20 protein-coding genes are annotated in these 16,653 nt (G+C 63.3%); 7 read left to right on the top strand and 13 right to left on the bottom strand.

Going from position 1 to position 16,653, the window contains the following annotated elements; translation table 11 throughout:
- The first annotated feature begins 98 nt into the window (after positions 1 to 98).
- From pyrH to EL22_RS09415, 3 genes are all read left to right on the top strand, one after another.
- On the top strand, positions 99 to 824 hold the full coding sequence (gene pyrH, locus EL22_RS09425; protein WP_050051238.1) for a UMP kinase: 726 nt from the start codon (positions 99 to 101) through the stop codon (positions 822 to 824).
- A complete protein-coding gene (gene lysS / locus EL22_RS09420) occupies positions 821 to 2,590 on the top strand; it encodes a lysine--tRNA ligase (protein ID WP_050051237.1) in 1,770 nt (589 codons plus the stop codon). Before pyrH ends, lysS begins: the two co-directional genes overlap by 4 nt.
- A gap of 165 nt (positions 2,591 to 2,755) precedes the next feature.
- The gene (locus tag EL22_RS09415) at positions 2,756 to 4,606 is read left to right on the top strand and encodes a site-2 protease family protein (protein ID WP_050051236.1); all 1,851 of its coding nucleotides are present in this window, start codon (positions 2,756 to 2,758) and stop codon (positions 4,604 to 4,606) included.
- Positions 4,607 to 4,813: 207 nt separating this feature from the next.
- On the opposite strand, the gene EL22_RS09410 is transcribed toward EL22_RS09415, so the two are convergent.
- Positions 4,814 to 5,341, bottom strand: coding sequence for a PadR family transcriptional regulator (locus EL22_RS09410; protein ID WP_050051235.1), 528 nt, complete (start codon positions 5,339 to 5,341; stop codon positions 4,814 to 4,816).
- Between the two features lie 119 nt (positions 5,342 to 5,460).
- Here EL22_RS09410 and EL22_RS09405 point away from each other — a divergent pair, with 119 nt between their 5' ends.
- Positions 5,461 to 6,993 (top strand): heme-binding protein, encoded by a 1,533-nt coding sequence (locus EL22_RS09405; protein WP_050051234.1) that lies wholly within the window; start codon positions 5,461 to 5,463, stop codon positions 6,991 to 6,993.
- A gap of 50 nt (positions 6,994 to 7,043) precedes the next feature.
- On the opposite strand, the gene EL22_RS09400 is transcribed toward EL22_RS09405, so the two are convergent.
- The 4 genes from EL22_RS09400 to EL22_RS09385 form a co-directional block, all read right to left on the bottom strand.
- Positions 7,044 to 7,232, bottom strand: coding sequence for a hypothetical protein (locus EL22_RS09400; RefSeq protein WP_050051233.1), 189 nt, complete (start codon positions 7,230 to 7,232; stop codon positions 7,044 to 7,046).
- Positions 7,233 to 7,345: 113 nt separating this feature from the next.
- Positions 7,346 to 7,729 (bottom strand): DUF5611 family protein, encoded by a 384-nt coding sequence (locus tag EL22_RS09395; RefSeq protein ID WP_050051232.1) that lies wholly within the window; start codon positions 7,727 to 7,729, stop codon positions 7,346 to 7,348.
- A gap of 172 nt (positions 7,730 to 7,901) precedes the next feature.
- Positions 7,902 to 8,177 carry a hypothetical protein gene (locus EL22_RS09390; protein WP_050051231.1) on the bottom strand — a complete coding sequence of 92 codons (276 nt, stop codon included), beginning with the start codon at positions 8,175 to 8,177 and terminating at the stop codon, positions 7,902 to 7,904.
- 14 nt (positions 8,178 to 8,191) lie between these two features.
- Entirely contained in the window at positions 8,192 to 9,268 is a 1,077-nt protein-coding gene (locus tag EL22_RS09385; RefSeq protein WP_050051230.1) for a hypothetical protein, read from the bottom strand.
- A 231-nt stretch (positions 9,269 to 9,499) separates the two neighbouring features.
- Between EL22_RS09385 and EL22_RS09380 the strand changes: the two genes are divergently transcribed.
- Together EL22_RS09380 and EL22_RS09375 are read left to right on the top strand one after the other, a co-directional pair.
- Positions 9,500 to 9,802 (top strand): DUF6432 family protein, encoded by a 303-nt coding sequence (locus EL22_RS09380; RefSeq protein ID WP_050051229.1) that lies wholly within the window; start codon positions 9,500 to 9,502, stop codon positions 9,800 to 9,802.
- Between the two features lie 117 nt (positions 9,803 to 9,919).
- A complete protein-coding gene (locus tag EL22_RS09375) occupies positions 9,920 to 11,074 on the top strand; it encodes an aminomethyltransferase family protein (RefSeq protein ID WP_050051228.1) in 1,155 nt (384 codons plus the stop codon).
- A gap of 65 nt (positions 11,075 to 11,139) precedes the next feature.
- Here the strand turns inward: EL22_RS09375 and EL22_RS09370 are convergent, their stop codons facing one another.
- Together EL22_RS09370 and EL22_RS18985 are read right to left on the bottom strand one after the other, a co-directional pair.
- Positions 11,140 to 11,613 (bottom strand): hypothetical protein, encoded by a 474-nt coding sequence (locus EL22_RS09370; protein ID WP_050051227.1) that lies wholly within the window; start codon positions 11,611 to 11,613, stop codon positions 11,140 to 11,142.
- A 78-nt stretch (positions 11,614 to 11,691) separates the two neighbouring features.
- Positions 11,692 to 11,943: a type II toxin-antitoxin system HicA family toxin gene (locus tag EL22_RS18985; protein ID WP_082146741.1), complete on the bottom strand. Its 252-nt coding sequence runs from the start codon at positions 11,941 to 11,943 to the stop codon at positions 11,692 to 11,694.
- A 56-nt stretch (positions 11,944 to 11,999) separates the two neighbouring features.
- On the opposite strand from EL22_RS18985, the gene EL22_RS09365 reads away from it, so the two are divergent.
- Positions 12,000 to 13,235, top strand: coding sequence for an RNA-guided endonuclease TnpB family protein (locus EL22_RS09365; RefSeq protein ID WP_050051226.1), 1,236 nt, complete (start codon positions 12,000 to 12,002; stop codon positions 13,233 to 13,235).
- A 63-nt stretch (positions 13,236 to 13,298) separates the two neighbouring features.
- On the opposite strand, the gene EL22_RS09360 is transcribed toward EL22_RS09365, so the two are convergent.
- From EL22_RS09360 to EL22_RS09335, 6 genes are all read right to left on the bottom strand, one after another.
- Positions 13,299 to 13,568, bottom strand: a complete 270-nt coding sequence (locus tag EL22_RS09360; RefSeq protein ID WP_050051225.1) for a type II toxin-antitoxin system HicB family antitoxin — start codon at positions 13,566 to 13,568, stop codon at positions 13,299 to 13,301.
- A gap of 86 nt (positions 13,569 to 13,654) precedes the next feature.
- Positions 13,655 to 14,746, bottom strand: a complete 1,092-nt coding sequence (locus EL22_RS09355) for a geranylgeranyl reductase family protein (RefSeq protein WP_050051279.1) — start codon at positions 14,744 to 14,746, stop codon at positions 13,655 to 13,657.
- An 82-nt stretch (positions 14,747 to 14,828) separates the two neighbouring features.
- Entirely contained in the window at positions 14,829 to 15,398 is a 570-nt protein-coding gene (locus tag EL22_RS09350) for a GTP-dependent dephospho-CoA kinase family protein (RefSeq protein WP_050051278.1), read from the bottom strand.
- A gap of 90 nt (positions 15,399 to 15,488) precedes the next feature.
- Positions 15,489 to 15,686, bottom strand: a complete 198-nt coding sequence (gene spt4, locus EL22_RS09345) for a transcription elongation factor subunit Spt4 (protein ID WP_049953638.1) — start codon at positions 15,684 to 15,686, stop codon at positions 15,489 to 15,491.
- 2 nt (positions 15,687 to 15,688) lie between these two features.
- Complete coding sequence (locus EL22_RS09340; protein ID WP_050051224.1) at positions 15,689 to 16,261, bottom strand: DNA-directed RNA polymerase; 573 nt, start codon at positions 16,259 to 16,261, stop codon at positions 15,689 to 15,691.
- Positions 16,262 to 16,648: a PIN domain-containing protein gene (locus EL22_RS09335; RefSeq protein ID WP_050051223.1), complete on the bottom strand. Its 387-nt coding sequence runs from the start codon at positions 16,646 to 16,648 to the stop codon at positions 16,262 to 16,264.
- Positions 16,649 to 16,653 lie beyond the last annotated feature (5 nt).

Genomic DNA, 16,653 nt, shown 5'->3' with positions numbered 1-16,653 from the left:
GAGGTCGACGAATCGTCGAGGGAGTGTAAGAGACTCACACCCTCTCGCAGGCGGGCTTGATAATCCTTAAGCCCGCCACCACGCTACACCGCTGTAGTATGAAAGTGGTCGTTTCTATCGGTGGCAGCGTTCTCGTGCCCGACCCGAGTTCGGCTCGAGTCGCAGAACACGCCGACGTCGTCGAAACCCTCGTCTCGGAAGGGTGTCGCGTCGGCGCCGTCGTCGGGGGTGGCGGCGTCGCTCGGGACTACATCGGCGCCGCTCGCGAACTCGACGCCAACGAGATCGAACTCGATCAGCTCGGGATCGACGTGACCCGGCTGAACGCCCGATTGCTCATCGCCGCACTCAGCGAGGAGTCGGTTACCGCGCCCGCACACAACTACGAGGAAGCCAGTGAGGCGCTACGCCGGGGGGACATCTGTGTCATGGGCGGCGTCGCACCCGCCCAGACGACCGACGCCGTGGGGGCGGCCCTCGCGGAGTACGTCGACGCGGATCTGTTGATCTACGCGACAAGCGTCTCGGGCGTCTACAGTGATGATCCCAACGAAACCGACGGGGCGACGAAGTATGACGAACTCACCGCGAGCGAACTCGTCGACGTGATCGCGGGCCTCGAGATGAACGCGGGGGCGTCCGCACCGGTCGACCTGCTTGCGGCCAAAATCATCGAGCGGTCGGGAATGCGCACGATCGTGCTCGACGGCACCGATCCGGACCGAATCGCGGAGGCCGTTCGACGCGGCGAACACGACGGGACCGACGTCATTCCGGAGCGGGCGGGCGAGGAGCCGACCTACTGGGCGAGCGACGAGCAATGAGCCCCGAACCGAACGCGCCGGACGACACTGAAGCGTCGAGCGCACCGGACGGCGCCGACGAACCGGCCGCCACTGCGGAAACGACCGAACTGGATGCCGACGAAACGACCGACTCGAGCAGTCCTTACACGCTCCAGCGCGAGGACGGGAGCGAGACCCACCACGCTTTCTGGGCCGACGACGTTGCAGACAGGGTCGAGGACCGAGATCCCGACGAGCCGATCGTGATCAAGGGCGGCATCTCGCCGTCGGGCGTTCCCCACCTCGGGAACGTAAACGAGATCATGCGCGGCTACTTCGTCGCCGAAGTCCTTCGGGAACGCGGCCACGAGGTCACGCAGGTGTTCACCGCCGACGACCGCGACCCGCTTCGGGGGCTCCCGCGGACGCTCTGTGACCTCGAGGGGAACCTCGTCGATCTGGGCGAGGTAAACGCCGGCGCGCTCGGCCGGAATCTCGGCTCGCCCTACACCGACATCCCCGACCCCTTCGGGTGCTGTGAGTCCTACGGCGATCACTTCTCACAAATTATCGAAGACAGCGCGGCGGCCGTCGACGTGCCGATCGAGTTCGTCTCGACCACCGAACTCTACGAGAGCGGCGACCTCGAGGAGATCACCCGACACGTTCTCGAGAACCGCGACACCGCCCGAGAAGTGCTTTCGAAGTATCAGGACAAAGTCGAGGAAAACGGCGAGTACGTCCCGTTCAACCCCATCTGTGAGGAGTGTGGCAAGATCACGGAGACGGTAACCGATGTCGATCTCGAGGCGGGAACCGTCGAATACCGCTGTACGGACATGGACGCCGGCGACCAGACGATCGAAGGCTGTGGCCACGAGGGAACCGCAACGCTTCGGGACGGAAAGCTGCCGTGGCGCTTCGAGTGGCCGGCCCAGTGGCAGGCGCTGGGCGTCGACTTCGAGCCGTTCGGTAAGGACCACGCCGAAGGCTCCTGGCCGAGCGGTATCGACGTCGCGGAGAACGTTCTCGGCATCGAACCGCCCGTTCCGATGGTCTACGAGTGGTTCACGCTCGACGGCGAGCCGTTCTCCTCCTCGGCGGGGAACGTGATTCTTGTCTCGGACGTACTGGAACTGATCGAGCCGGAAGTGCTCCGATACTTCTTCACGAAGGATCCGAGCAAGGCTCGGGACTTCAGCGTCGAACGGCTCGACCTGCTGGTCGACGAATTCGACCGCTTCGAGGCGGTGTACTACGGCGAAGTCGAGGCGAGCGAGGACGAGCGGGCGTTCGCAGAACGAGTGTACCCGCTGGTCGTCGACGAACCGGACGAAGACCGGATCCGGCTGCCCTACACCTTCGCCGCGGTGCTCGGCATGACCGACGATCCGGCCCTTCGCGAGGAGATCGCCCGCCGAGAGGGCCACATTCCCGAAAACGCATCAGAGCAAGCGATCGAGGATGCGCTCGGTCGCGTCGAGCAGGCCCGCAACTGGGCGCGTCGCACCGAAAACGAGTTCGACTACGAACTCAAACGCGAAGCGATCCCGGACCACGACTTCGACGCGACGACCGAAATCGCACTCGAGGAGCTCGCGGACTTCGTCGAGGAGGGTCACGGCCCCGACGAGATTCAAGAAGAGATCTACGAGACGGCAAAGCGCCACGACGTCGACATGGGCTCCTTTTTCGGCGCGGGCTACAGGCTCTTTTTCGACGAAGAACAGGGACCCAAACTCGGACCGTTCCTCGCGAAGGTCGATCGGGAGTTCGTCGTCGCACGACTGCGACGCGAGCGATAAGTCCGATCGATCAGCGCGGTCTGCTCGAAGCGTTCGACGGCCGCCGACCGCCGATCACCGACTGCGAATCGCTCATCACCGACTGCGAAGTCATCTCAGCGACTGCCGAACGGTGGTCGCTCACAGACAAAAGCCATTTGAGAACGCCACCCCGATAGAGTGATAATGGAGTACGGTCCCCTCGCAGCCGCGTCGCCTGCGTTCCTCGAGCCGATCACGTCGGGCGGAATCGTATCGTGGATTCTCGTGGGTATCGCGGCCTACTGGCTCGGGATCATCGCGCTTCGGAATCGAGGGTGGCTCCCGTCGTACGTCGAGACGCAGGGGCCCATTCTGACGGTTCACACGAAACGCGGTCGAGCGTTTCTCGACTGGCTCGCGAAACCGAAGCGGTTCTGGCGAGCGTGGGCGAACTTCGGCGTCGGCATCGCCATCGTGGTGATGGGGAGCATGTTCGTCTTCCTGCTGTTCGCGGCCTTCGGCGCGATCATGTCCTCGGAGCCCTCGAGTGTACAGACGCCCCGAAACGTGCTCGTGATCCCCGGCGTCAACGACTTCCTCCCGCTCTCTGCGACGCCGGGCATCGTGTTCGGATTGCTCGTCGGACTGGTCGTCCACGAGGGCGGACACGGGCTGCTCTGTCGCGTCGAGGACATCGATATCGATTCGATGGGCGTCGCGATGCTCGCCGTCTTGCCGATCGGCGCGTTCGTCGAGCCCGAACAGGAGAGTTCGAGAAACGCGAGCCGCGGCGGGCAGACGCGCATGTTCGCCGCCGGCGTGACGAACAACTTCGCAATCACGATCGTCGCGTTCGCGCTGTTGTTCGGCCCGGTCGCGGGTTCGATCGCCGTCGCGCCGGGCGCGACGATCGCCGGCTCGGCACCCGGCTCTCCCGCAGCGACGGCCGAGATCGGCGCGAACGATCGGATCACCGCCGTCGACGGCACGCCGGTCGAATCCAACGGCGACCTCGAGAGCCTGCTCGCAGAGACCGACAACGAGGAGGTCGAGATCGAACTCAACGGCGAGGAAACGACGACCGTCGAGCGCTCCTTGCTCGTGACCGCCGCGATCGAGGGCGGCCCCGTCGACGTCGGCGTCGGCGATCAGATTCTCGAGGTCGACGGCGAGGAGGTCGGCACGGAAGCCGGCTTCTACGACGCCGTCGGAGACGCCGAAACCGTCGCGCTCACGGTCGAACGCGGCGACGGCGGAGAGACGGTCCAGCTCGAGGATGTTCCGATCGGTTCGACGGTGCAGGTCGCCGCGGACGCGCCGCTCGCCGAGGCGGGCGCGTCGACTGACGAACCGCTCACGATCACGGCGCTCGACGACCAACGCATCCAGTCGACCGACGACCTCAGCAGCTTCCTGTCGGAGACCGAACCCGGTCAGAACGTCGCCGTCTCGGGCTACGCCGACGGTGAACGCGTCGAGTACGACGTGACTCTCGACGAGCATCCGGAGTTCGACTACGGACTGATCGGCGCACAGAGCACGTTCGAGGAAGCCTCGGGGATTTCGATGAACGATCTCGGCGTGCAGTACTACCCCGCGGGCGACTACCTCGCGATTCTCGGCGGCGAGCAGGACGGCGGGTTCGGCGGCGGGATCGTCGATTCGTTCCTCGGAAAGGCCGCCCTCGTGTTGTTCCTCCCGATTATTGGCATCACTTCCCTGCTTCCGTTCAACTTCGCCGGCTTCACCGGCGGCGTCCAGAACTTCTACGAGGCACAGGGGGCGCTCGCGGCGTTCGGCGACGGACCGGTGTTCGTCGCCGCGAACCTGCTGTTCTGGACCGGTTGGATCAACGTCCAGCTCGGCTTTTTCAACTGCATTCCGGCGTTCCCGCTCGACGGGGGCCACATCCTCCGGACGAGTACGGAAGCGATCGCCTCCCGGTTGCCGATCAAGGCGACTCGAGGCATGATTCGCGTCGTCACGACGGCCGTCGGTATCACGATGTTGGGGAGCTTCCTCGCGATGTTGTTCGCGCCGGGGATGCTCGCCTGAGAGGAGTCTACAAGCGCACTGGTGGGTCTCGGTTCGAACTGACCGCCAGTTATTTGTAGAATAAGTTACTGTTTTGAGCTATGGACACCGCAGGGACGGTCGTTTCGCTGTTCATCGTACTCGCGATCTGTTATATCTCCATCCGATGGTACTGGAACGGTGACGAGAGACTGAACAGCGAGTGGTTCAAGTAGGGGACAGACTCCCCTACTCGTCGTCGTGATCGACGCCGTGGCGCTCGTAGAACTCCTCGGGCGTGTCCTCGATGCGCTCGAACTCCGCGTCGAAGTAGTGTTCGTGGTGGCGGACGACCTGTTCGACGACCCAGGCGCTGAACTCCTCGTCGAAGCGCCACTCGCCCTCTATATCCGGGATCTCGAACCGGTCGTCCGTCGAGAAGGCCGCGTAGACATGGAAAAAGCCGAGGATGACGTCGGCGAAGTCTCGAGCCTTCTCAGAGCCGCTGGCGCGCCTTTCCTCGAGTTCCGCGAAGCCTGCGTCGGTGAGTTCGAAGTACTTCCGGTCGGGTTCGTCCTCGCGCTCGAGTCGCTCGGCCCACCCCTTCTCCTCGAACTTGTAGAGGATGGGGTAGACGGAGCCGTAGGAGGGCTCCCAGTGGCCGCCGCTGATGTCGCGAATCTCTTTGAGAATCTCGTAGCCGTACCGGGGCTTTTCCTCGAGGAGTTCGAGGACGAGATAGGCGATGAGTCCCTTCGGCGGCCCGCTTTTCCGCATGTTACCCCGAGTTGATTCGGCGGCCGTAAATGGTTTCGGTCACCGCGATCGTCGCCCGGAATCGCCGGACGCCGGGGAAAACCCTGTCCTTCTTAGCGGTCCCGGCCTAACCCCGACACATGGAACGACGCAGACCGCCACAGACCGACGAGGGTTGGTACGTCTTTCACGACTTTCGCTCGATCGACTGGGACGCCTGGCGAGACGCGCCCGAGCGCCGCCGCCAGCAGGCGATCGAGGAGGGCATCGAGTACCTCTCGGCGTGCGAACGACTCGATGACGCCGCGGAAGGCGACTCGGCGACGTACGGAATCCTCGGGCACAAGGCCGATCTCATGTTCTTGCATCTACGGCCGTCGCCGGCCGATCTGGACGTGCTCGAGCGGCGGTTCGAACATACCGCGCTCGCGGAGTTCACCGAGCAGGTCGACTCCTACGTCTCGGTGACGGAGGTCTCGGGGTACATGTCCGAGGAGTACTTCGAGGAGGACAGCGAGGTCGAAGATACCGGAATCGCCCGGTACATCGAATCGCGGCTCAAACCCGAGATTCCGAACGCCGAGTACGCGAACTTCTACCCGATGGACAAGCGCCGCGACGAGGAGTGGAACTGGTACGACCTCTCCTTCGAAGAGCGCGCCGAGTACATGTCCGGCCACGGCGAGATCGGCAAGCAGTACGCCGGCCGGGTCACGCAGATCATCTCCGGCAGCATCGGACTCGACGACTTCGAGTGGGGCGTCACGCTCTTCGGCGACGACCCGACCGACATCAAAGAACTGCTCTACGAGATGCGCTTTGACCCCTCGAGTTCGCGCTTCGGGGAGTTCGGCCGCTTCCTCTTCGGCCGCCGGTTCGCACCCGAGAACCTCGGCGCGTACCTGGCCGGCGAGTTCGTCCCCCAGGAGGCCGCGAGTTCGGGCCACGGCCACCACGGCCACGGCGAGACAGGAGACGGCCACCACCACGGCGGATCTGAGGGCCACGGCGACTCGAGCGAGCGCAGTCACCACGGCGACGCTGGTCATGGCGGCGAGGACGGTCACGGCGACGAAGACGACGCGAGCATCCGCGAGGAACTCGAGGAGGTCGGCGTCTACGCGGGCCAGCCACACGGCGAGGACGTCCACGCGGTCGTCCTCTACTCGGAAGCCGACCCCGAGGACCTCTTCGAGGAGGTCGAGGGCTTGCGGAGTAACTTCGATCACTACGACACGCACGTGAAGACGGCGGTCTACGAGGGCTCGATCGACGACGCCGAGACGGCGGTCGTGAGCCTCTGGGAGACCGAACGCGCGGCGAGCACCGCCGCCGGGTTCCTCTCGGATCTACCGGAGATCGTCCGACAGGCCGGCGACGACGAGTCGGATTCCTGGGGAACGATGGGGATGTTCTACACCGTCAAAGACCAGCACCACGGGGATTTCGTCGACACCTTCGGCGACGTGGCTGGCGTGCTCGCGGACATGGACGGCCACCGCAAGACGGATCTGCTGGCCAACCGCGAGAACGAACTCGACATGTTCATCGCCAGTCGGTGGGATTCGCGCGAGGACGCGATGGAGTTCTTCCGGAGCGACGCGTTCGCAGAGACCGTCGAGTTCGGCCGCGACGTGCTGGCCGACCGACCGCGGCACGTCTTCCTCGCCTGAAAGAGTGCCGTAATCGGACGCCGACGCGTCGCGGATTCGTTTCGCCGCGCTCAGATGTTCGCGCTTCCCTCGAGTTCGTCGTAGAAGAAATAGCCGGCCAGCCCCGCGAGTCCGAACGCGAGCGTGAGATACGGCCAGTATTTGGCGTCTTCGTCAGTCCAGTACGCGTGCCCGACGACGAACGCCGCGAATCCGACGTGTGTGATCGCCGTCGCGAAGACGAACGCCTGTAGCTCCATTGTCGGGGCTTACGGCGGAACGCTGTTAGCTATTTCGAAGGCGAACCAATCGCCGGTGCGAGCGCTCGAGAACGTTTTACGGTGAGAAGTGACGCGAACGAAACGCCGCGAGCCTAGACGTCGTGGTCCGGATCGTCCTCGACGGATCGCTTCAGCGAGTCGCGTCGGGATTTGGCGTCCCGAGCGGTCGCCTCGAGGAGGAACTCGTTTTTCGCCGAGACGGCGTCGCCTGCGGCCTCGAGTTCGTCGGGTCCGAGTTCGGAGGGGTCTTGTTCGACGAAGTCGACACCGAGTTTGTCCTTCTTGCCGGAGTACTCGACCGCGCCGACGACGATACGCTCGAAGACCGGATTGTCCGGTTTTCCGATGACGTAGAGGTCGCTTCCCTTGTACTCCTCGGTGCCGGTGATTGGTCCGAAGTACTCCTCGACCGTGGCTTCCATGTCGGGAATCCGATCCTCGAGGTGTTCACCACGTCGCATCTTGTACTCCTTCATGGATTGGAGATATACGGCGGAGTGTTTACCTCTTTTCATAGCCGCTGACCGGACGAGCCCCGAAATTGCCGCTCGAGGGCAGTCGTCGGGTGGGACCGACTCTAATGACTCTGTCGCGAAATTGGAGCGAGAGGACAGGCGCTTTTCGAGGCCAAAACGGATACCGCGGTTCCTACCACCGGAGCATAGAGAGACCGGCCAGAAAGAGGGTCGTGGCCAGAAGCGAGGAGAGTACCATTCCAGAGGCGAACGAACCATACTCTGCGGGTCGTTTTTCTTCTTGCTCCGAATACAGTCGAAACACCCCCACGAACAGAAGACAGAGAGCCGTCACCGCGTTCCCGACCACGGCGAGACTGAGGTCTGAACGATAGATCAACGGCTGGGTCACGAGCAGTAACACGCCGTTATAGATGAAACAGCGCGTCACGAATCGGGACGGGTGCATACGGAGCCGCCTTGCTACGCGTTTCGCTCGCCGAGATACCCCTTCTTGCACTCCGGACAGATGTCGCCGGTGCGAAGCGATCCACTGTCTCCCGGCGCGACGAAGGTACACTGCGGACAGTAAAATTCCGTGTTCGCGCCGTCCGTCGGCGAACTCTCACCAGGAACCGGGGCGCTTTGGGCGCTAGCGATGCCGGTTTCGGGCCGCGTCGATTCCGCGGCGGCCGATTCGCGTTCGTCAGTGGATGCCGTGGCGTCGACGCCGGTGACGGCCTCAGGACCTGTCCCGGATGCCTCCGACTCGTCGGCTGCGTTGACGCTGTAATCGAACTGTTTGTCGGTTTCACTCGCCGAGGCCGACGTAGCGTCCGAATCGTTCTCGAGAATCACCGCGTCATCTTCGGGCTGGGTCTCGATTTCGGCCGTCCGGTCGTCGGTATCGACATCGTCGTCGGCCTGCTCGTCCTCGGGCCAGGCAGGCGGCTCGTCGGACGTTTCGACCGGCGGCCCGACGTCTTCGGAGTCGGGCCACTCGCCGTGGCGCCGATCACCGGCGCTCGAGTCAGTCGCCTCGTCCTCGAGGATCTCGCCGTCGTCGACGATCGGGTCGCCGTTTTCGTCCGTTGGAACCTCGAGTTCTTCGTCGTCTTCGGCCGCGGTCGCTCCGGACTCTCCGCCCGCAGCGTGCGCTCTAGCAGTGGAATCCGGTTCCGAAGACGCGGCCTGACCGTCGGCAGAACCGACGGCGTTCGATGCGGCGGTCGGCTCGTGCTCGCGGGTCGGAGCCGCGCCGCCGGAAAGTGGCTCTTGGCCGGATGATTCGCCGACGGCCGGTTGCTGCCCGTCGGATTCACCTGCCGATGGGCGCTGCTCGCCGGGTTCAGCGGGTTCGTCGGGGGAACGAGCGGCTCTGTCGCCGGGAACGATACTCGTCACCTCCGTGTTTTCGCTGATAACGTTTCGCTCACCGCAGCGTTGACACGCTTGAAACTCGGTAACAGTGAGGACGACTTCGCTGCCCCGTTCTTCGCGCTCGCGGTCGACTTCGGGCTCGCCGTAGTTGTGACCGAGCAGCGAACATCGCAGTACCATTATCAAGTCGTATCTAGTCACGGCATAAAAAACGTACTGCAAGTAGTATACTCGTTGACGGCTAGACGACCCACAACGTCGGAACGGGAGTTTCCGGGCGAACGTTTCCAGACGAACAGCTCTTTTAGGCGGATCGGTTCTCTCAGACGAATCGTCAAAGGCGGATGAAGACCGACGCGGGGACGACAGAACGGCAAACGTCAAATCCCGGGTCGACAAATACGAGACTGGATGAAAGCGAAGTCTGAGTACCGGGATCGAGAGCGAACGCAGGTGGCGGTACTCGACGAACTCGTCAACAACCTCGAGGACGGCATGACCGTCTTCGAACTTCGCGCGGCCGTCTCCGTCGAAATCGACGAGCTCGAGGACGCGCTGGCGACGCTCAAAGACGACGGGCTGATCGACGTCGATCGAACCGGCGGGCGGGCGGTTATCAAACCCGACGATCGAGTCGTTCCCGACGTTTCGGAGGACGAGAAAGCGGAGGAAGAGTCACTGGGAGAGTGGATTCGAGACCGACTCCCGTTTTAGGACCCGACGCCCCTTCGAGCAGCGCGTGTCCTCGAGCGGCCGAGTACCCCCTCGAGAACTCGCCGGCGGACTCGAGAGATCGAAACGCCTGATAGCGTCTGGCCCGTCTCGTTTCCTATGAGCGTTATCGAGTCGCGACACGAGGACCACGGGGCGACGTTCGGCGACCGAGGCGATCGGGCCGTCGTCGAACACTACGGGCGGCCGGAGCGGGCACACAAGGCCGTTCGAAACGCGGTCGGACTGATCGAGTCGGCTTACGGCGTCGTCGTGGTGGAGGGAGCGGACCGCCTCGAGTACGTCGACAACGTCGTGACGAATCGAGTGCCGAGCGCGGACGGCGAGGGGTGTTACGCGCTCGTCCTCGATCCCCAGGGCGGCATCGAGGTCGAACTCTACGTCTACAACGCGGGCGAGCGACTGCTACTGTTTACCCCGCCAGACCGCGCCGACGAGCTGGCCTCGGAGTGGTCCGAGAAGGTGTTCATCCAGGACGTCGAGATTCGGGTCGCGACCGACGAGTTCGGGACCTTCGGCGTCCACGGCCCGAAGGCGACCGAGAAGGTCGCCAGCGTGTTGAACCAGACCTCGACGCCCGACGAGCGCTACTCGTTCGTCCGCGGGTCGATGGGCGACGAGGGCGTGACCGTGATCCGAACCGACGCGCTCACCGGCGAGGAGAGCTACGAGGTGATCTGTGGGGCCGACGACGCGGCGGCCGTCTACGACACCCTCCTGAATCAAGGGCTGAACGCCGCGCCCTTCGGCTACCGAACCTGGGACACGCTCTCGCTCGAGGCCGGCTCTCCCCTCTTCGAGACCGAACTCGAGGGACGGATTCCGAACGTCCTCGGACTCGACCACGCCGTCGACTACGAGAAGGGCTGTTTCGTCGGCCAGGAGGTCGTCTCGAGGGTCGAGAATCGCGGGCGGCCGAGCAAGCGTCTCGTCGGACTTTCGTTCGAGACTCGAGCGGCGAACGGAGACGAGAGAGGCGAAGCCGGTTCGGACGGCGAGCACGACGAGGACGACCGACCAGTTCCCGCAAGCGGCGCGGCCGTGTTCGACGGCGACGACGCCGTCGGCGAGATCACCCGCACCGACGTGAGCCCGATGCTCGAGCACCCGATCGCGCTCGCGACGGTCGAGTACGACCTCGAGGCCGCGACGCTAACGGTTCGCGTCGACGGCGAGGAGGTACCCGCGACGCGGGAACCGCTGCCGTTCGTCGAAGGGTCGGATCAGTCGGCGCGACTGCCCGTCTACGAGTAGGGTCCGGGAACGTATCGGAGACTCCGATCGGATTGTAGCCGGTGGGAAGGACCGACTCGAGTGGCTCACTTCGCCGCGCCGTTCTGAAATCGTCTGATTCCCGCGCGAAACGCACTGAGAGAGCGGACACCGACCCACGAGAGCGCCAGTAGCCCCGCGACAGCGAGCCCGATGATTTCTGGATCGTCGTTCGCGAAGCCGACGGATATCGCCTCGAGCAGGATTCGACAGAGAGCGATGGCTGCTGCGACCGCGACGACACCTAACACGCCGTGTCGAGCGAGTCGCCGGGAGCGCGTCCCGCGGTGAAGCTGGTCGAACCCGTGCAACCGGACGCGACAGATCTCCATCGCGGTCACGTATCCGAAACCCAACGCGAGGAGGCAGACGGCCGCGAAGACGAGGTCGTTCTGGAGCGGAGCGCTCGTCCCGATAATCCACACTGTATCAGCCGCGACGATGATCGTCATGGCGGTCAGCGGAAGAAACAAAACCAGCGAGCCGAACAGCACAGCCGCAGCCGTCAGCAAATCCTTCATATGAGTGTTCTTACACAACACTCGTAGATGAAAGTTTTGTCGTCGCCTGCCGCTCGAGACCGAATTAGCGGAAAACGATCACGAATTGTGGTCGATCCACGTACAGAAGGCGTCAAAGTTTCGCGCGCCCGCATCGTCGGCAATGTTCCGTAGCGTCCCCGTTCGGAGTTCGTCGTGTAGCGGGACTGTGACGCGTCTTCGATCGTTCTCGTTCGTTGGATGTTCGTAATACAGTTGCGCGTGGTCGCCGGTCGTTCGTCGCCATTCGAACCCGCCGCTGTTTACAAGCGGTCTAGGAGAATGCTCCGGGACTTGACCCCGGGGTTGAATCTAATAGGCAGAGATACAAACCATTAAGTTAACATATACCTAGTCAAGAGACAGCGATGGAGTACAGTCACCGCTACCCTGCATACCCGACACAAGAGGGAGCGGCTGAACTGGAACGACACATCGACGTTCATCGCCAAGCGTACAACTACACCCTGTACGAGTACGAGAACGTGGACGCCGACAATATCGGTTCCGCGTACAAACACCATTACCGACTTCCCGACTGGAAAGACGAGTTCCCTGTCTTCTCGGAAGTCAACTCGAAGGCTCTGCAACGAACCATCACACGGTTCTACCAGAACCTCGACAGTCTCTCCGGGCAGAAACAGAACGGGAACAAGGTGGGGAAGCTCAAGTGGAAGTCACCGAGGGAGTTCAAGAGTATGACATACTCGCAGTCCGGCTTCGAACTCAAAAACACGAGTGGCCGACACGCGATACTCTGGCTCTCCAAAATCGGTGACATCAAAATCCGCTCCCACCGCGAGATCCCTGACGAAGCGGACATCAAAGAAGTCACGGTCAAAAAAGAGACGACCGGTGACTGGTTCGTCTCGTTCGGTCTCGAAACCGACGATGCTGACTTACCCGAGAAACCTGCACTGGACAAGTTAGATTCAAGCAATAGCGTGGGTATCGACCTCGGAATCCTCACCTACGTCCACACCAGCGACGGCAAGACGGTGGACTGGCTCGACCTCGAAGACGAGTACGAGCGACTCCGCCGCGAGCAACGCAAGCTGTCTCGCAAGGAGCAAGGGTCGAACAACTACGAGAAACAGCGTCGGGAAGTGGCGAAGGTCAAGCGGCATATCCGTCGGAAGGTGCTGGACTATCAGCACAAGATTACGACGTGGCTCGTTCGTGAGTACGACGCGGTGTTTGTTGAGGATTTGGACGTGAAGGGAATGTTGGAACAGTCGCACAACGCTCGCAACAAGCAGGACGCGGCGTGGCGACAGTTCATCACCCTCCTTGATTACAAGGCCGACCTGCACGGATGTCACGTCGTGCAGGTCGAACCCGCTGAGACGACGAAAGAGTGCGCAAAGTGTGGCGTGGAGACGGCGAAACCAATCTGGGTTCGTGAACACTCGTGTCCAGCGTGTGGGTTTGAAACAGATAGGGATGCGAACGCGGCGATGAACGTCCTTCAACGCGGCTTTTCTGAGTTAGGGCTGGGATGGCCCGAAGACACGCCTGTGGAGACTGCGCTCCCTACGGGCACCGCTGGCTTTCAGCGTGTGTCTGCAAAGCGCGTCGTTGAATCAGGAAGCCTCCGGGCTTGACCCCGAGGCGATTCACGAGTACCGTTACGATTTCCATACCCGAAAACGTCCGTCTCCCCATCCTCACTTCAGAACGTCCGGCGGCTCTTGGTCACCGGTCGTATTCTCTGCAGGGTCAATTCCCAGTTTTCGAAGTTCTTCGTCCGTTGGCTTGTCGCCGGTCTCGCCGTCGTGAAGTGCGACCGCTTCATCGAGATTCTCGAGAGCACGACTGCGGGACGGACCTTGCGTCGTTACGCCCGAATCGACGTCCTCTGCGATCCACCAGTCGTCCTCTTGCCAGAGACGGATCTCGTGGTCGTGGCCGCTCCCTTCGCTCGTCGAACTGGCCATCGTAAATGCAAGTTGGCGAACGATTCGTATAAGTGTTCGGCACCTGATGAAGTGTATCCGACGTAGGGCTCAGAACCACTCCTGTACTACCGCCGCAGGCTCGAGACCATCGCCTGGACGTGCTCGAGCGAGAACGCGGAGGTCGGCCGGTCCATGTGGACGCCGATCTCGCCGGAGAGCGCGCCGAGTCCGATTCGCTGAACGGGTTCGGGCAGCGAGTAAGCTCGACGAATGAGGTGGCCGAGTCGCTGTTCGCGCTCGAGTTCGTCGCGCCAGGCGTGTTCGTAGGCCGCGAGCGTCGTCGGGCGGTCGGGATCGATCTCGCGGGCGGCGTGGTCGGCACAGGTCATGCTGTAGAGAATTCCACCGCCGGTGAACGGTTTCGTCTGGGCGGCCGCGTCGCCGAGCAGGAAACCTCGACGGGTCGTCACTCGATCAGGCGGGCCGATCGGAATCGCCCCCGAACAGCGGTGTGAAACGTCGACCTCGTAGCCGTCGACGAGTTCTTCGAAGTGTTTGTTCACCTGCACACCCGGCGGCGCGGCGAGGCCGTACTCCACGCCGGCGTCGCCGCGAGGGATCCGCCACGCGAAAAACCGCGGCGCGGTGAGATGCACGTCGACGAAGTCCTCGTGATCCGCCTCGTCCGAAAAGGCGAGCACCCCGTGGAGCAGTTCGTCCGGTTCCGGCAGCGACAAAGCGTCCCGAACCCTCGAGCGCGGGCCGTCACAGCCGGCGACCATCTTCGCCTCGAACGTCTCGATGCCGTCGGGTCCCGAGGCGTCGACCTCGACGGAATCGGTCGACTCGCGAACGGCGGTCACGGTGTGTTCGTCTCGAACGTCCGCGCCCGCGTCCCGAGCGAGGTCCGCGAGGTGGCGGTCCAACCCCACCCGGTCGATCACGTTCGAAACGACCTCGTCCTTGTAGAACGGGTAGGCGTCGCTGCCCGGTCCGTCGACGTGAAATCTGGCACCGCGAACCTCGTTCTGTAGGAGGTCCTCACGGGCACCCGCGCCGGTGAACTCCCAGATATCGGTGCTGACGTGTCCCGAGCAGGCCAGCGGCTCGCCGATCGATCCCTTCTCGAGTGCGAGCACGTCGTGGCCGTTCTCGACCGCCCGACGGGCGAACCTCGCCCCCGGCGGGCCGACGCCGACGACGACGAAATCGTACATACACGTTTCGTTCACGCGGTCGAGTAAATAGCTTCTCGAGTCTCTCGGCTCGTTCGAGTCCACTTCGATTTCTGAAAAGGTCTCAGGCGTCCGCGAGCAACTCCCAGATGGCGTCGCCGTCGCCCTCGAAGCGCTCGAGGAGCGCACGGACCTGCTTTCGAATCTCGTCGTCGACGCGAACGTGGACCATCCCTTCGTCGGGTTGGCCGTAGACGATGCTCGCGCCGTCCGGCGCTGCGACGATGGCGGGCAGCGCGGCGAGGTCCTCCTCGCCGTCGACGAGTATCGCGGTCGGCTCGTCGGCAGCCAGCGCGGTCAGGAGCGTCTCGACGAGGTCCTCGGTAATCGTCCCCGGCGAATTCTCGACCTCGAGGCTCACGCCCTCGGTGACGACCTGTTCGATCTCCTCGTCGACCGCGCTGCGTTTGGTTCGGCCGTCGACCAGCGAGACGTCCGGCTGGCGACCGGCTTCCAGCAGGTGATAGGTAACGACATCGCCGATCGCGATTAGCGGGCCGGAAACCGACGACAACAAGACATCGGCGTCGGTTTCGATCGGTCCGAAGGGATCTTTGAGGTCGCCTCGAGCCTCGACGGGAAGCGAGAGCGAGCCCCGGGCGTCGCTGCTCGAGTCGGTAGCGCTCGGCGGAATGGAGTCGGTTTCGTCGGCGCTCTCCGCGTCAGTTCGGTCGGGCTCTGCGTCGTCGGGATCGGGATCGCCAGGGGTCACGGGACGAACTGATCACCGGACTTTGAGCGCGTACGCGCCGGGTTCGGTGACCTGCATCTCCGTTGCAATCTGGCTCTCCTGGGGATGGGCGATGACGACGTAGCCAGCCCAGTCCTCGGTCAGCGACGACGAGGCGCAGCTCTCGCAGGTCTCGGCGTCGGCGTCGTTGACCCGGTGGCACTCGCGACAGACGAGACGGTTCGACGCCATCGTCACTCACCCGCCGCGGCTTCTTCGCGTTGCTCTCGGTCTTCCTGCAGCCAGCCGTGTTTCCCGAGGCCGGGCTGTTTGGCGGTCAGGCCGATCTTCGAGTCACGCGGGTTGCGCTCGTCGATGCTCTTGGTGACGATGCGCGCGCGGACGGCGTCGTCGACGCCGAGCGTACGATTCGATTCGTTCGAGGCGAGTTGCTGGTTCTCGGCGTCGAACGCGAGGTACTCGTCGCTGATCTGCGAGACGTGGAGCAGCCCGTCGACGGGGCCGATGCCGATGAAGGCGCCGAACTCGACGACCTCCACGACGGTGCCGTCGACGACTTCCTGCATCTGTGGATCGAACGTGATCGCGTCGAACTCGGCCTCGTAGTAGACGCCGGGTTCGTTCGGCAGGACCGTCCCCTCGCCGATATCGTGTACTTCGGTGACGGAGACGACGCTGCCGACCTCCTCGTCCATTCGTCCCTCCAGTTTGTTCTGGAGCAGTCGCTTGACGAGCCGGGGCGAAACGTCACCCAGCTCTGCTGGCGGTACTTCGACGGTGTCAGTTAATCTGGCCCGTTTGTACATCTATGGTTGAGTTACTGCCAACTTGTTTCTCCCGCGTAATGCAATTACCGGTCTCCGCGCTTCGAGCACCCGGTCGCGTAGCGGGCGGTCGTTCGTGACGACGTAGTCGACTGCACCCTCGCGGGCGAGTTCGACCAGCGCGTCGTCTGCGTACGATTCCTCGGTGTCGACCACGAGACAGCGGTCGGTCGCTAAGTCGTGACCGACGGACGCCGCGGTGCCCTCCGTGCCGCCTTTCTCGCCGAGACGGCGAAGTTCCTCGACGACCGACTGGGGCGTCGTTGGCTCGAACTCCCCTAAGAGCCTGTCGAGTTCGTCGAACAGTCGTACGTCGAGTTCGACCGGCATCATCAGCGCGCTCGTATCGAGGGCGACCCGCGAAGTCATCGAGA

Source organism: Halostagnicola sp. A56 (assembly GCF_000691505.1).
In the GTDB taxonomy this organism is placed as follows: domain Archaea; phylum Halobacteriota; class Halobacteria; order Halobacteriales; family Natrialbaceae; genus Halostagnicola.
This window is presented reverse-complemented; position numbering and strand designations above follow the sequence as displayed.

Excerpts from the sequence above, each read along its gene's own strand:
- pyrH (WP_050051238.1), top strand. The coding sequence starts at position 99 with ATGAAAGTGGTCGTTTCTATCGGTGGCAGCGTTCTCGTGCCCGACCCG.
- lysS (WP_050051237.1), top strand. The coding sequence starts at position 821 with ATGAGCCCCGAACCGAACGCGCCGGACGACACTGAAGCGTCGAGCGCA.
- EL22_RS09415 (WP_050051236.1), top strand. The coding sequence starts at position 2,756 with ATGGAGTACGGTCCCCTCGCAGCCGCGTCGCCTGCGTTCCTCGAGCCG.
- EL22_RS09410 (WP_050051235.1), bottom strand. The coding sequence starts at position 5,341 with ATGCGGAAAAGCGGGCCGCCGAAGGGACTCATCGCCTATCTCGTCCTC.
- EL22_RS09405 (WP_050051234.1), top strand. The coding sequence starts at position 5,461 with ATGGAACGACGCAGACCGCCACAGACCGACGAGGGTTGGTACGTCTTT.
- EL22_RS09400 (WP_050051233.1), bottom strand. The coding sequence starts at position 7,232 with ATGGAGCTACAGGCGTTCGTCTTCGCGACGGCGATCACACACGTCGGA.
- EL22_RS09395 (WP_050051232.1), bottom strand. The coding sequence starts at position 7,729 with ATGAAGGAGTACAAGATGCGACGTGGTGAACACCTCGAGGATCGGATT.
- EL22_RS09390 (WP_050051231.1), bottom strand. The coding sequence starts at position 8,177 with ATGCACCCGTCCCGATTCGTGACGCGCTGTTTCATCTATAACGGCGTG.
- EL22_RS09385 (WP_050051230.1), bottom strand. The coding sequence starts at position 9,268 with ATGGTACTGCGATGTTCGCTGCTCGGTCACAACTACGGCGAGCCCGAA.
- EL22_RS09380 (WP_050051229.1), top strand. The coding sequence starts at position 9,500 with ATGAAAGCGAAGTCTGAGTACCGGGATCGAGAGCGAACGCAGGTGGCG.
- EL22_RS09375 (WP_050051228.1), top strand. The coding sequence starts at position 9,920 with ATGAGCGTTATCGAGTCGCGACACGAGGACCACGGGGCGACGTTCGGC.
- EL22_RS09370 (WP_050051227.1), bottom strand. The coding sequence starts at position 11,613 with ATGAAGGATTTGCTGACGGCTGCGGCTGTGCTGTTCGGCTCGCTGGTT.
- EL22_RS09365 (WP_050051226.1), top strand. The coding sequence starts at position 12,000 with ATGGAGTACAGTCACCGCTACCCTGCATACCCGACACAAGAGGGAGCG.
- EL22_RS09360 (WP_050051225.1), bottom strand. The coding sequence starts at position 13,568 with ATGGCCAGTTCGACGAGCGAAGGGAGCGGCCACGACCACGAGATCCGT.
- EL22_RS09355 (WP_050051279.1), bottom strand. The coding sequence starts at position 14,746 with ATGTACGATTTCGTCGTCGTCGGCGTCGGCCCGCCGGGGGCGAGGTTC.
- spt4 (WP_049953638.1), bottom strand. The coding sequence starts at position 15,686 with ATGGCGTCGAACCGTCTCGTCTGTCGCGAGTGCCACCGGGTCAACGAC.
- EL22_RS09340 (WP_050051224.1), bottom strand. The coding sequence starts at position 16,261 with ATGTACAAACGGGCCAGATTAACTGACACCGTCGAAGTACCGCCAGCA.
- EL22_RS09335 (WP_050051223.1), bottom strand. The coding sequence starts at position 16,648 with ATGACTTCGCGGGTCGCCCTCGATACGAGCGCGCTGATGATGCCGGTC.